The sequence below is a fragment of the Arthrobacter sp. ISL-5 genome (genome assembly GCF_018613835.1).
In the GTDB taxonomy this organism is placed as follows: domain Bacteria; phylum Actinomycetota; class Actinomycetes; order Actinomycetales; family Micrococcaceae; genus Arthrobacter.
The window spans coordinates 1-13,129 of record NZ_JAGGPM010000069.1; the positions used below are offsets into that span (position 1 = coordinate 1).

Below are 13,129 nucleotides of genomic sequence, written 5' to 3' on the forward strand. Positions count from 1 at the left end.
ACATCGGTGGATCAAGGCTTAGACCCAGCGTTACCAACCCAGCAACCAACAAGAAAAGAAGGTGATTTTCCTCATGGATACGAAGTCCGAGGTTCTGACCCTGCCAGGCTCCGATGTTGACCGTGCTTCGTTCGCCTCCTTTGGCGACCCGGAGAGCAGCGACCGGTTCGTCCGGGAAGTCCTCACCAAGGGCCGGGGACGATGACTGCGGACAAGCCCGAGCAGGGGCGCAGCAGACCCGGCGAGCACAACAGAGATCCTCCGCGACTTGTTGACACGTGCCGCCACGGCGCACGGCGTCTACGAGGCCGAGGTCCTAGGCGGGGTGCACGACGTCGAATGGCCCCAGTGGTACGCCCAACACATGGCACGCACCCTGGCCAAGAGCGGCTACCAGATCAGCCGCAACACCGTCTGACGACCGGAAACACCCCAGCTATCACTCGCAACGATCCACCATCGCGGCCCGCGCCAACTGCGCTCCCTTGATGGCGACGCTCGTGGGCGTTTACGAACAGACGGCCGTCAAACGGGAGCCTCCTGTGAAGCCGCCATTCTTCCTTCGACCCGCGAGATCACCGGCGGCCTCCAGCCGGCCGGTGTCGCTGCGCCGCTTCTGATTAGGCCTTATTAGACGGTGGAGGTTGACCCTGTGGCCTTCCAACCATGGGCGGTTCTATGGAACTGCATTGTGGATTGAATGTTCACTGGCCGCGGACGGACCTCATACAAAATCGGCTAACGCATGCCAAATAGCGCCACTAGAAACATGCCAAATAGCTCTGCGGTTCACATATCTGAGCGCAATGCCCGGAAAGGATTTTCACGGCGTGCTCAGTGAACTGTCCGCTGTCCCCGGTTTCCGCCCCTCCGTGTCCGCGTGGGCGCGGACCGCGGAAGCCGTCGTCGAACGCTTTCCGGGCGGAACCGCATCCCTGGGTATTCCCACCTGGTTTTACGGACACGAACCGCCCAATTATTTCGCCACCCACATCGCCAAGTACTTCGCGAATTCGGTCCGCGAAGCCGTGCTTCTGGAGCTCTGCGACGGCGGGATTGTGTTCCTTCCCGGTGCCGCCGGAACCGTCCAGGAAATCTTCCAGGATGCGTGCGAGAACTACTACGGCGCCCCGGAGACCGTGACCCCCATGGTGCTCGTGGGGCGAGACCACTGGGAGCGCCGGCTTCCCGTCTGGCCCATGCTCCAGAACCTCGCCGAGGGCAGGATGATGAAGCAGCGGATCTTCCTGGTGGACAGCGTGGAGGAGGCACTGGCCGTACTGGACGGCTGAGCGGCGCCTGCCCTTGGCACCGCGGCTAGAGGTCCTCACGGCCTAGAGGTCCTTACGGCAGTGCGCCGTGCCCAGTTCCTGGAGGCCGTTGAGGTCTCCGGAAGCCAGTCCGTCCGGGGCACCGATCTCCGGGTACATCAGCTGGACGGGGTCATCAACATGCTCGAGCCCCATCACATGGCCCAGCTCATGCAGGATGACGGCGGTCGCGTAAGAGGCGCCGTCCGGGCGGTCCAGTTCCTCCGCGATTTGCGGAGCGTCCAGCTCGAGGCTGCCGGTGACAAAGGTCTTGGGTCCGTCACCGTAGCTGTAGTGCGTGCTGCCGCCGGTGCCGATGATCTGGCCCTTGAGTTTCGGCGCCACGTCCGGGTTGGTCCAGGCGATGAGCAGCGGCGCCCACCGTTCGCCGTAGGCCCCGGGCTGGTACGGGGCACGCTGTTCCGAGGGTTGTTCGTCCGTGGCGCCGTCATTGATGAACCGGATGCCCGTCGCTCGGGACACGGTCTCGATCGCCTCGTGGACCAGCCCCGCCGCTCCCTCCGGGGCCAGATCTGCGTTCACGACATAGTGAAGCGGACGGCACGGCGAGTAGCCAACCGGGGTGCCGTCGGCGTTCACGGCCAGGAATTTGTACGAGTCGCTGCGCTCCGGCGGCGGCTCCGGCGTTCCCAGGGGCGAGTCCGACTCTTCGAGGCCGGGCGGCGGCGAGTCCACGGCACGGCCTGCCGCGCCCGGCTGAACGCCCGGCTGCGCGGCCTGCCCGGTCTTCTCCGCCTGCCCGGACCCGTCTGCCCCGCCCGCGGGATCGCCGCCGCCGATGCGGAATTCCAGCAAGCCAACGAGGCGCGGATCTCCGTAGGCGAGTCCTGCCGCAAGAAAAGCCACACACCCGATGACGGCGATGAGGACAAGGTTGCGGACAAACCTGGCCGCTGCCACGGCTGACGCCGAATGACGCGGGTGTTTCCTGCGCCGGCGTTCGCCATCAGGATGCTGGGCCCCTTCGCCCTGTTGAACCGGATCGTCCACTACTGCGCCCCTGAGGTGGTCCGGCCGCCTGCCGATCCCACTCCGCCTGCGGATCCCACTAGGCGACCACGGCGCCGAACGCCATCCCCAACAGGTAGGTGACGCCGGCCGCGCCCAGGCCGATGGCCAGCTGCCGGAGGCCGCGGGTCAGGGGAGAGGTGCCGGACAACAGGCCGACGACGCCGCCGGTCGCCAGCAGCGCGATGCCCACCAGTACTGCGGCCACCACGAGCGCGCCGAGTCCGGTCATGCCGAAAATGAACGGGATGATGGGGACGATGGCGCCGGAGGCGAAGAAGCAGAAGCTGGAGAGCGCCGCACCCCACGCCGTGCCGACAGCCTCGTGCTCATCCTCGGTTTGCGGGAGTTCGGGCCGGAGCGAAAGGCTCGGATCGCAGTCGCAGGTGAAGAGGCCCATGCGCTCGGCCACCCTGTGCTCTGCAGCCTCATGTGACATGCCGCGGGCGAGGTACACCAGTAGGAGTTCGTTGTGCTCGATGTCCAGCTGGGGAGCCGCGGCGAGCGTGATCTGGGTGGGACGGGTGGCGGCCAGGAGTTCCCGCTGCGAGCGCACGGACACAAACTCGCCGGCGCCCATGGAGAACGCGCCCGCGAGGAGCCCGGCAATTCCGCTCAGCAGGACCACGGCGCTGCCCACGCCGGTGGCCGCCATGCCCATGACGAGTGACAGGTTGCTGACCAGGCCGTCGTTTGCGCCGAAGACGGCTGCCCGGAACGTGCCCGCGAGCCGGTTGCGGCCGCGCGTGGCCAGGCCGCGCACCACTTCCTCGTGGATCTGTTCGTCGGCCGCCATGGCGGGTGTGGCAGAGGGTTCCTTGGTGTAGGGGGAGCGTCCCTCGGCGCGCTGCGCCAGCGCGAGTACGAAGACGGAACCGAAGTGGCGGGCCAGGAAGCCAAGCAGCCGGCTGCGGAGGGAGGCGTGGCGTGGCTTGCCGGCGTGATCGCCGAGCAGTTTCAGCCAGTGGGCTTCATGGCGGCCTTCGGCTTCGGCGAGGGACAGGAGGATGGCGCGCTCCTCGCCGGTCCGGTTCTGGGCGAGGTCCCGGTAGACGGCGGCCTCGGCACGTTCGTCGGCCAGGTACTGGCGCCAGCGCTTGATGTCCGCTGCAGTGGGAACGGCATTTGGTGCGGCGGTTTTCGGGACTGGGCCGTTCGAAGCGGCGCCGTTCGGGACTGGGCCGTTCGGGACTGCGCCGTTCGATGCGGCGCCGTTGGATGCCGGGCCTTGGCCTGCGGCCGCCTTGCAGGCGTCGGGGTGGCGGTCAGATTTTGCGTGCTGAGACACGTGAGCTCCTGGGCTAGATGGGGGATGGTTCGGCCCCATTGCATGCCCAGCTTACCCCGCGATTCCGCGGATTTTCGGCCGGTACTCCTCAGGCAAAAGTTTAGGGAACCCTTAAATTTCCGGTCCCGTGCGGGGTTTTGCGTGGCCTTCCGCGCTGCCCTTGACCCTCCGGGCCAGCGGTGTTCGAATGAAATCCAGGGCGGGTTCGCCGGCAGGCCCGCCCCCGGCCGATTCGGGTTCAGGCCCGGCTGAAGGCATAGTCCGGATCGGCTGCCGTCAGCCCTAGCGCACGGAGGTTTCACCATGAACACCAACGGCTCACTCCCCATCCCGCCCGTCCGGAATTCCCTCGAGTCCGATCCCGCCTACGACTACGCCGAGGACGCCCCCGTTAGTGACGACGAGACCGAGGAGGAGGAGTTGCTCGACGAGGCCGAGCGGGTGGTTCCGCTGGACGTGGACGACTTCCGCGGCGAGGACCAGCCAATAGTGCCACCGCCATTGGACGGGGACGAATTCCTGGAGCCCGAGGAAAACGAATGAGGACCACCACCTGGCTGTAACGACGACGAACGACGACGGCGGTGCCTTCCCCGCGAAGGGAAGGCACCGCCGTCGTAGTTAATTCCGTGAAGCTCAGTGAGCCGAGTGGCTGGCCACCGGGTGGGCCTCCAGCGGGAGTTCTTCGGAAACCGCTCCGGCAACGCGACGGTCCCAGGCCTCGCGGACCTCGGGCTCCGTGGGAGGTGTGAGGTAGGAGATCACGATGTAGACGAGCAGCGACGCTCCGAGGCCCCAGTAAATGGGATCGTTGGCGTAGACGCCGTCTTCGCTGGGGATAATCCCTGTTGCGTAGGCGATCAGCAAAGCCAAGGTCAGGACCGAGCCGACGGCCATGGACCAGGCCGCGGCGATGCCCGTGCCACGCTTCCAGACCAAGCCACCGAGGATGGCAACCAGCAGGCCGCCCACCAGGATGTCGTAGGCGATGGTCAGGGCCACCACAACGTCCTGCGCCGCCATGGAGATCAGCACGGCCACGATGCCCAGGCCGAGGACCCAGTAGCGGTTGGCCTTGACGTCGTGCTCGGGGTTCTCCGAATCGTCGGTGTTGATCGTCTTGCCGAACCAGCTGGCTACGAACGGGACCACGTCGGCGCGGGCCACCGTTGCAGCAGCGATGAGGGCGCCGGAGGCGGTGGACATCATGGCTGCGACGGCTGCGGCCATGACCAGGCCGCCGATGCCGATTGGCAGGATTTGGGTCGCAACCTCGGCGTAGACAACGTCCTTGCCCAGATTGGCGACGTCGATGTCGGGCAGGGCAACACGGGCGGCCAGGCCGATCAAGGCGCCGGCGACGCCGTACAGGATGCAGTAGACGCCAGCGGTGGCGCCGCCCCAGCGGGCCACCGTTGGGGTCTTGGCGGTGAAGACGCGCTGCCAGATGTCCTGGCCGATCAGCAGGCCAAGGGTGTACACCACGAAGTACGTGATGATGGTCTGGACACCGATGCCGTCGATCTGGAAGAAGCTCGCGTCAACGCGGGCACGGATGCCGTCGAGGCCGCCGGCGGCATTGAGCGTAAAGGGAAGCATCAGCACGAAGATGCCGACGGTCTTGATGATGAACTGCACCTGGTCGGCGAGGGTGATGGACCACATGCCGCCGATGGTGGAGTAGACCAGCACGATGGCGCCGCCGACGGCGATGGCGAGCCAGCGCTCCCAGTCGAACAGAACCACGAAGATGGTGGCGTAGGCGCCCGTGGAGGTGGCGCAGAGCATCAGGGTGTAGGCCAGCATGACAATGCCGGAGGTCTGGGTGGCGCGCTGGCCGTAGCGCAGGCTCAGCATCTGGGAGACCGTGTAGATCTTCAGCCGCTGGATGGTGCCGGCGAACAGCAGGCTCAGGAGGAGCACGCCCGCGCCGATGGCCACCACTAGCCACATGCCGGAGATGCCGAACTTGTAGCCGAGGCCAACGCCGCCCACAGTGGAGGCGCCGCCGAGGACCACCGCGGCCATGGTTCCGGTGTAGAGCAACGGACCAAGGCGGCGGCCGGCCACGAGGAAGTCGCTGTTGTTCTTGGTGCGGGACTTGCCCCACCAGCCGAAGGCCAGCATGGCGACCAAATAGGTCACCACGATGGCGATATTGACGAAGTTTGCGTCCATGATTTTGGGGCTCCTTGGAGCTTTGGCAGCTGGTGCAGGAATCCGGGGGAGTGCAGTTGGTGGTGCACGGATTCCGCTGCTCTGGGAGTGGAAGGGTGAAGGATTTACCTTCGGTTGCTCGATAAGCAACACTTGTTGCATAAAAGCGTAGGCTGTGATCGGAGTAACAGTCAAGACGCAATCTTCTGTGACGCGGTTCCAGCCGCGTCAGATCGGGGGCGGGCCGCTAGTATGGCTCCAAAGATGGGGCCGAGCGGCCGGCCGTGAAAGGTTCGTAAATGAAGGCACTACCAGTTGAACCGAGCAATGTTCCGGTTGCCATCGGTTCAAGAATCCGTGCCGCACGCCAGTCGCAGCGGCTCACCATTGAACAGGTGGCGGACGCCACCGGCCTCACCAAGGGCTTCCTTAGCCGCGTCGAGCGCGATCTGACGTCGCCGTCGGTCGCGTCATTGGTGACGCTGTGCCAGGTTCTGTCCATCTCCATCGGCGACCTGTTCGCCGCCCCTGAAACCCACCTGACAAAGCGGGATGCCGGACCGCGCATCTCGCTGGGCGGGGAAGGCATCGTGGAGCGGCTGCTGACGGCGCGCTCGGAACGGCGGGTTCAGATTATCCAGGCCGTCATTGCCCCGAGGGGCCGCGGCGAGGCGGAGCTGTATGCCGTTGACTGCGACGTCGATGTGCTGCACGTCATCAAGGGCACCATCAAGCTGATCCTCACCAACGAGGAGTATGAGCTCAATACCGGCGACACCGTCACCTTCCCCGGCCGCGAGCCCCACACCTGGGTGAACCCGACGGACGAATCGGTTGAGGTGCTGTGGGTCCTGGTTCCCGCAGCGAGCCGGTAGCCCCCTCCCCGTGAAACTGAGCCGGCCGCCGCCGGGTGGGCCGGGTCTTTCGCTGTGCCTCCATGCCCCTTTGTCGGAGAGATTTGTAAACAGCTGATGCGCATTAGGCAACTTTGAGTGTATGATGGCTGTCACACCCAACCTTTCATCCTCGAAGGAGAGGCGTTCCTTTGGAAGAGCTACGCATCGAAGCCAACGGCAACCTTGGCCCCATCGATTCATCCCGTATTCCCCGCTATGCCGGGGCGGCCACGTATGCCCGGCTGCCCCGGCTGGACCAGGTGTCCAGGGCGGACATCACGGTGGTCGGCGTCCCCTTCGACTCGGGTGTTTCGTACCGCCCCGGCGCGCGTTTCGGCGCCAACCACGTCCGCGAAGCCAGCCGGCTGCTCCGCCCGTACAACCCGGCCTGGGACGTCAGCCCGTTCGAGAACTGCCAGGTGGCCGACGCCGGTGACATGGCCGTCAATCCGTTCAACATCAACGAGGCCATCGAGACCGTCCAGCAGAACGCCCTGGACCTGACGGCATCCGGCAGCAAGCTAATGACGCTCGGCGGGGACCATACGATCGCCCTGCCGCTGCTGCGCGCCGCCGCGGAACGTGCAGGCGGTCCCATCGCCATGCTGCACTTCGACGCCCACCTGGACACCTGGGACACCTACTTCGGCGCCGAGTACACCCACGGCACGCCGTTCCGCCGTGCGGTGGAAGAGGGCATCCTGGACACCGAGGCCATCAGCCACATCGGCACGCGCGGCCCGCTGTACGGCAAGAAGGACCTCGACGACGACCACCGCTTCGGCTTCGGCATCGTCAGCTCTGCGGACGTCTACTACCAGGGCGTCCTCGAGACTGTGGCGAAGGTCCGGGACCGGATCGGCAACCGCCCGCTGTACATCTCGGTGGATATCGACGTCCTCGACCCCGCCCACGCCCCGGGCACCGGGACGCCCGAAGCCGGCGGCATCACCAGCCGTGAACTGCTCGAGATCATCCGCGGCTTCCGCGGCATGAACCTCGTGGGTGCCGACGTCGTTGAAGTCGCCCCTGCGTACGACCACGCAGAAATCACGGGCGTCGCCGCCAGCCACGTGGCCTACGAGCTGGTGACCCTGATGGCGGACAACGCCGTCGAGGGGGACCGGTTTGGTTCCGACACCGGCTACGCCGCCCAGTCCCTGGGGCGGGAATCCCGCCGCCCGGCCGGATTCTCCGCACCCGTTTCCGGCACTCAGGCCGCCGAGCGCAGTGAGATTTCCCAGGCTGCCGGGGCCGTCAAGTGATCGACTTCGACCCGGGCACAGCAGCTGCTCCCGCAGGAGCAAACGCCGGAACGGACGTCCGCAACGGCGGGGATCTCGTCGTCGAGACCCTTGAAGCGCTGGGGGCGAAGACGGTCTTCGGCATTCCGGGCCAGCACGCCCTGGGCCTGTTTGACGCCATGGGCCGCGGAAACCTCCAGTTCGTGTCCTCCCGCGTGGAGAACAACAGCGCTTTCGCGGCGGACGGCTACTCGCGTGCCACCGGCGAGGTCGGCGTGCTGTTCCTGTCCACCGGTCCGGGCGCGCTGACCTCGCTCGCCGGGCTGCAGGAGGCCTATGCCACCGGCGTGCCCATGGTTGTCATTGCCAGCCAGATCCCGCTCGAGGGCCTCGGCGCGCGCCGCAAGGGCATGCTGCACCAGCTCGATGACCAGAAGGCCTCGGCCGCCAACGTCACCAAGAGCCAGCGGCTGATCCAGCACGCGTCCGGCATCCCCTCTGCCATCCAGGATGCGTGGACCGAGGCCATCTCGTCCCCGCAGGGTCCGGTCTGGCTCGAAATCCCGCAGAACGTGCTGCTGGACCCCATCATGGTGCCGCCCGTCGAGGATGCGCTCGCCGAAGCGGCGGACAACCCGCCGCGCGTCGAGCTGGTCCGCGAAGCGGTCAAGTGGCTGTCGACGGCGGAACGTCCCGCCATCATCGCCGGCGGCGGAACGCGCCGCGGCCGGGCAGAAAAGTCGCTGCTCTCCATCGCGGAGAAGCTGCGCGCCCCGGTCATCTGCACGCCCGGCGGCAACGGCGCCTTCCCGTGGAACCACGAGCTGTCGCTGCAGTCCTGGATCGAGGACCGCCACATGACGGACCTGCTCGAGGACGCCGACGTCCTGATCGTCGTCGGCTCCTCGCTGGGTGAGGTCACGTCCAACTACTTCACCTTCGAACCGCGCGGCAGAATCATCCAGATCGACGCCGAACCGCGCGTTTTGGAATCCAACCGGCCCGGCCTCGGCATCCGCGCCGACGCCGGCCAGGCCCTCGCGGCCCTGGACGTGGCGTTGGTTGAGCCGCACGGGGAACGCGCCAGCTGGCACGGCACGTCCCCCGAGGACCTGGTCCGGGAATCGCTGGCCAGGGTCAAGGAGCGGCTCGAATCGCAGGACCTCGGCAAGGAACTGAAGTTCATGGCCGATATCCGCGAAGCAGTGCCCGCGGAGATGCAGACGTTCTGGGACATGACCATCTCCTCCTACTGGGGCTGGAGCTGCTGGGATGCCCGCGAAGGGCAGTTCCACTCGGCCCAGGGCGCCGGCGGGCTGGGCTACGGCTTCCCGGCGGCCATCGGCGGCGCCGTGGGGCTGGAGACGGTGGGCAAGTCCGGCGTTTCGGCGCGGGTGCTGGCCGTGTCCGGCGACGGCTCGGCCATGTACTCCATCTCGGAACTGGCCACGGCCGCGCAGCACAACGTGCCGGTCACGTGGCTGATCGTGGACGACGGCGGCTACGGCATCCTGCGTGAATACATGGTGGGAGCGTTCGGCAAGGCCACCGCCACTGAACTGGCCCGCCCCGACTTCGTGAAGCTCGCCGAGGCGTTCGGCGTGCCGGCCACCCGGGTGGCCCCGGAGGACGTGGGGGACGCGCTGAAGGCGGGCTTCGCTGCGGACGGCCCGAACGTCGTCGTCGTCGAAACCCTGCTCAAGATGTTCGCCCCCACGCACCTGGCCCCCTAACCGCCCCCAAAACGCGAACGAACACTTAAGCCCCCCGCCCCAGCTCCTATCCCGCAACAACCCAGCGCGAACTGGCAGCTAATGCCCTCTCTGTACGAATTTGAGGGCATTAGCTGCCGGTTCGCGCTTGGCGTTTAACCGCAGGCCCCACGGTTAGTTTCCCAAAGCAACCATTTAACGATATGGTTGCCTAAGGCAAGCGATTAGGAGTAGTCCAATATGGCAGTCGAGCCCAACACAGCGGCCGAACTCGTCCACCAGATTTTCGACCTCCAGCGGGCGGTCCGGTGCGTTGCGGTCGCCAATGCGCGAGGGATGGACACCGGGGTGGCCCTGCAGGGCGTCCTGCGCTTCGTGGGGGAGAAGGAGTCCCGCGCCACGCACCTGGCCGCGCGGCTGGGCGTCAGTGCACCTGTCCTCAGCCGGCACATCGCCGAACTCGAGGACCTGGGCCTTGTTCACCGCAGGCCTGACCCCGAAGACGGGCGGGCGCAGCTCGTCGCCCTCACCGAGGCGGGGCGGGCCAGGCTCGTCGAAATCGAGGAGCACCGCACCGCCACCCTGCAGGGATACCTGCAGGAATGGAGCCAGCAGGACGCCGAGGAGATGGCGAGAGTTCTCCGCAATCTCGCGGGATCCCTCAGGGATTCCGCCCGGGCAAAGGCGGCCGGACCCACCACCACGAACCCCACTTCTTAGGAGATTCCGTGTCGATCCAGACATCCGCGCCGCCCGCGGCGATGACCCACCGCCAGATCATGGAAGCCCTCACCGGCCTCCTGGCCGCGTTCTTCACCGCCATCCTCAGCAGTACCATCGTGGCCAACGCGCTGCCCACCATCATGTCCGAGCTCAAGGGCACGCAGACCGACTTCGCCTGGGTCATCACCGCAGCGTTGCTGGCCAACGCGGCCACCACGCCCATCTGGGGCAAGCTCGCGGACCTCTTCAGCAAGAAGGTCCTGGTCCAACTGAGCATCGTGATTTTCGTCGCCGGCTCGGTCATGGCCGGGCTGTCCGCCACCATCCCCCTGCTGCTGACCGCCCGCGTCATCCAAGGCGTGGCCATGGGCGGACTGACCGCGCTGGCGCAGGCGATCATCGGGTCCATGATTCCGCCGCGCGACCGCGGCAAGTATTCCGGCTACATGGGCGCCGTCATGGCCGTCGGCACTGCCGGAGGGCCGCTGCTCGGCGGCTTCATCGTCGACAGCCCGCTGGGCTGGCGATGGACGTTCTTCGTCTGCGTGCCACTCGCCGTCGTCGCCCTGATCCTGTTGCAGATCACCCTGAAGATCCCGCACATCAAGCGTCCCGCCAAGATCGACTGGCTCGGCTCCATCCTGCTCACTTCCGGTGTCAGCCTCCTGCTGATTTGGGTGTCGTTCGCCGGCAACCCTGAGTACTACGACTGGTGGTCCTGGCAGTCGGGACTGATGGTTGGCGGCGGTGTGCTTCTGCTGGCGCTGCTGGTGTTGGTGGAGTCCAAGGTGCCGCAGCCCATCATCCCGCTGAAGATCATCTCCGAGCGCACCACTGCACTGGCCATCCTCGCCTCAGTTGCCGTAGGTGTGGCCATGTTCGGTTCCTCCACCTTCCTCGGCCAGTATTTCCAGGTGGCCCGGGGCGCCACGCCAACCGAAGCCGGCCTGCTGACGCTGCCCATGATCGCCGGCAACCTGATCGGTTCGGTGGTCTCGGGACTCCTCATCAGCCGCACGGGTAAATGGAAGCGCTACCTGGTTGCGGGCTCCATTCTGCTCATCGGCGGACTGGGACTCGGCGGCACCATGGACCACACCACGGAACTGTGGCAGGCCGGCATCTTCACGGCCATCCTGGGCCTGGGGCTCGGCATGCTGATGCAAAACCTCGTCTTGGCAGTGCAGAACACCGTGAGCGCCCGAGACATCGGCACGGCGAGCGCATCCGTGGCCTTCTTCCGGTCCGTGGGCGGCGCGATCGGCGTCTCGGTCCTGGGCGCAGTCCTCGGAAACCGGGTGAAGGAACTCGCGGCCCAGGGCTTCGCGGCGGCCGGCATCCCCGCGGGCGGCGGTTCGACAGGAGCGACGCTCGACCTCGCCGACATGCCTGCCCCCGTCCGCGACATCATGCGGGCAGCCTACGGCGACGCAACGGCCGAGATCTTCCTGATCGCGGGCGCCATTGCGGTGGTGGCGCTCATCGCCGTCCTCCTCATCACGGAACGCCCGCTGCGCCGCACGGTGGACATCCAGCCCCCTGCAAAGCCGCGCGAAGAAGACCCGTTTGTATCAAGGCAGGAAAGCCCGACGGCGGAACTCACCTCCGCGGGTAACTGACCGGCAGCCTTCTGCCCGCCTCGCCGCCCATAGCGACTCCGCACCTAGCGCGAACGGGCACTTGAGGCCTCCGCTCACAGCGGAATTTTTCAAGCTGAACGGTACCAACGGGAGTTAGGCGGCTAACTGTTCGGTGATTTCCTTGGGTTGGTTGATCCACGCTGGTCCGGGGAGCGCGAGGATTTTCGGGTCGGTGGTTTTGTTGAAGCGTTCGGGGTGTTTCGCGCGGGCTGCAGCGAGGGTTGCCGAGCGTTCTTTGGCGACGCCGGCGGCGTGGCCGTAGTGGACGTTTGCGGGGGTGTGGAAGCCGATTCCGGAGTGTTGGTGGTGATGGTTGTACCAGTCCACGAAACCGCTGATAAAGGCTCCGGCGTCGTGCACTGAGGCGAAGCGTTCGGGGAATTCCGGACCATATTTCAGGGTTTTGAAAATCGCCTCACTGTACGGGTTATCATTCGACACCCGGGGCCTGGAGTGGGACCTCGTGACCTCCAGATCCGAGAGCAGCGCGGCGACGGTTTTCGACGTCATGGACGTTCCCCGGTCCGCGTGCACGACCTGGGGGATGCCGTGGATCCCGAAGATTCCCTTCATCATTTCCACGGCCAGCACCCCGGATTCGGTGGCGTGGACGTGCGCGCCGACGATGAACCTGGAATGGATATCGACCATCATGTAGCAGTCAAAATACCTTCCCTTGACCGGGCCCGCGAGCTTTGTAATATCCCACGTAAAAACTTGTCCCGGGGCCGTGGCCACCAGCTCGGGAACCGTCCGGGGTGGGTGTTTGGCCAGCCGGCGGCGCTCCTTGACCAACCGGTTTTCCTCCAGCACCCGGTAAAACGTCGACAGGGACCCCAGATAGGTCCCCTGATCCAGCAGCTTCGTATAGACCTGCATTGGTGCCAGGTCCACGAACTCCGGTGAGTTCAGTGCCGCCAGGATCTCCGCCCTCTCGGCGGCGGTGAGTTTGTTCTTCGGGACCACCGGCGCATGGTCCCGCGGCGGGGCCGGTTTCCGGTTCGAGGTCGTCCTGGAAACACCGGTCAATGATGCCGCCCGGCGTGTGGGGATCTTCAGTTCCAGCATCGACCGGTAGGTGGCCATCAGCGTTTCTTGGACCGGGGCCCGTCCGGCATATCCTCTGAGGC

The 13,129-nt window shown here is 66.1% G+C and carries 12 protein-coding genes and 1 pseudogene; 9 read left to right on the forward strand and 4 right to left on the reverse strand.

Annotated features, from left to right (window positions below; genetic code table 11):
* Positions 1-73: 73 nt before the first annotated feature.
* From J7I89_RS25715 to J7I89_RS24780, 3 genes and pseudogenes are all read left to right on the forward strand, one after another.
* Complete coding sequence (locus tag J7I89_RS25715; protein WP_285290280.1) at positions 74-205, forward strand: hypothetical protein; 132 nt, start codon at positions 74-76, stop codon at positions 203-205.
* A gap of 63 nt (positions 206-268) precedes the next feature.
* Positions 269-418, forward strand: a complete 150-nt coding sequence (locus tag J7I89_RS24775; protein WP_214976009.1) for a hypothetical protein — start codon at positions 269-271, stop codon at positions 416-418.
* A gap of 421 nt (positions 419-839) precedes the next feature.
* Positions 840-1,292 (forward strand): annotated as a pseudogene (locus J7I89_RS24780) (LOG family protein); the annotation flags it as partial.
* Between the two features lie 42 nt (positions 1,293-1,334).
* Here the strand turns inward: J7I89_RS24780 and J7I89_RS24785 are convergent.
* Both J7I89_RS24785 and J7I89_RS24790 read right to left on the reverse strand, forming a co-directional pair.
* Positions 1,335-2,231: a matrixin family metalloprotease gene (locus J7I89_RS24785; protein ID WP_214976011.1), complete on the reverse strand. Its 897-nt coding sequence runs from the start codon at positions 2,229-2,231 to the stop codon at positions 1,335-1,337.
* 148 nt (positions 2,232-2,379) lie between these two features.
* Complete coding sequence (locus J7I89_RS24790) at positions 2,380-3,627, reverse strand: VIT1/CCC1 transporter family protein (RefSeq protein WP_308160035.1); 1,248 nt, start codon at positions 3,625-3,627, stop codon at positions 2,380-2,382.
* A 303-nt stretch (positions 3,628-3,930) separates the two neighbouring features.
* Between J7I89_RS24790 and J7I89_RS24795 the strand changes: the two genes are divergently transcribed.
* Positions 3,931-4,170 carry a hypothetical protein gene (locus J7I89_RS24795; protein ID WP_214976015.1) on the forward strand — a complete coding sequence of 80 codons (240 nt, stop codon included), beginning with the start codon at positions 3,931-3,933 and terminating at the stop codon, positions 4,168-4,170.
* A 93-nt stretch (positions 4,171-4,263) separates the two neighbouring features.
* Here the strand turns inward: J7I89_RS24795 and J7I89_RS24800 are convergent, their stop codons facing one another.
* Positions 4,264-5,805: a sodium:solute symporter gene (locus J7I89_RS24800; RefSeq protein WP_214976017.1), complete on the reverse strand. Its 1,542-nt coding sequence runs from the start codon at positions 5,803-5,805 to the stop codon at positions 4,264-4,266.
* 278 nt (positions 5,806-6,083) lie between these two features.
* Here J7I89_RS24800 and J7I89_RS24805 point away from each other — a divergent pair, with 278 nt between their 5' ends.
* The 5 genes from J7I89_RS24805 to J7I89_RS24825 all read left to right on the forward strand — a co-directional run bounded on the left by J7I89_RS24805 (position 6,084) and on the right by J7I89_RS24825 (position 11,978).
* Positions 6,084-6,659, forward strand: a complete 576-nt coding sequence (locus J7I89_RS24805; RefSeq protein ID WP_214976019.1) for a helix-turn-helix domain-containing protein — start codon at positions 6,084-6,086, stop codon at positions 6,657-6,659.
* A gap of 170 nt (positions 6,660-6,829) precedes the next feature.
* Positions 6,830-7,945, forward strand: a complete 1,116-nt coding sequence (speB, locus tag J7I89_RS24810) for an agmatinase (protein WP_214976021.1) — start codon at positions 6,830-6,832, stop codon at positions 7,943-7,945.
* A complete protein-coding gene (locus J7I89_RS24815; RefSeq protein ID WP_214976023.1) occupies positions 7,942-9,657 on the forward strand; it encodes a thiamine pyrophosphate-binding protein in 1,716 nt (571 codons plus the stop codon). The genes speB and J7I89_RS24815 overlap by 4 nt, the downstream gene beginning before the upstream one ends.
* 219 nt (positions 9,658-9,876) lie before the next feature.
* On the forward strand, positions 9,877-10,356 hold the full coding sequence (locus tag J7I89_RS24820) for a MarR family winged helix-turn-helix transcriptional regulator (protein ID WP_214976025.1): 480 nt from the start codon (positions 9,877-9,879) through the stop codon (positions 10,354-10,356).
* Between the two features lie 41 nt (positions 10,357-10,397).
* Positions 10,398-11,978 carry an MFS transporter gene (locus J7I89_RS24825; protein ID WP_308160036.1) on the forward strand — a complete coding sequence of 527 codons (1,581 nt, stop codon included), beginning with the start codon at positions 10,398-10,400 and terminating at the stop codon, positions 11,976-11,978.
* 114 nt (positions 11,979-12,092) lie between these two features.
* Here the strand turns inward: J7I89_RS24825 and J7I89_RS24830 are convergent.
* The coding region (locus tag J7I89_RS24830) for a DDE-type integrase/transposase/recombinase (protein WP_214976027.1) at positions 12,093-13,129 on the reverse strand (1,037 nt) is incomplete at its 5' end.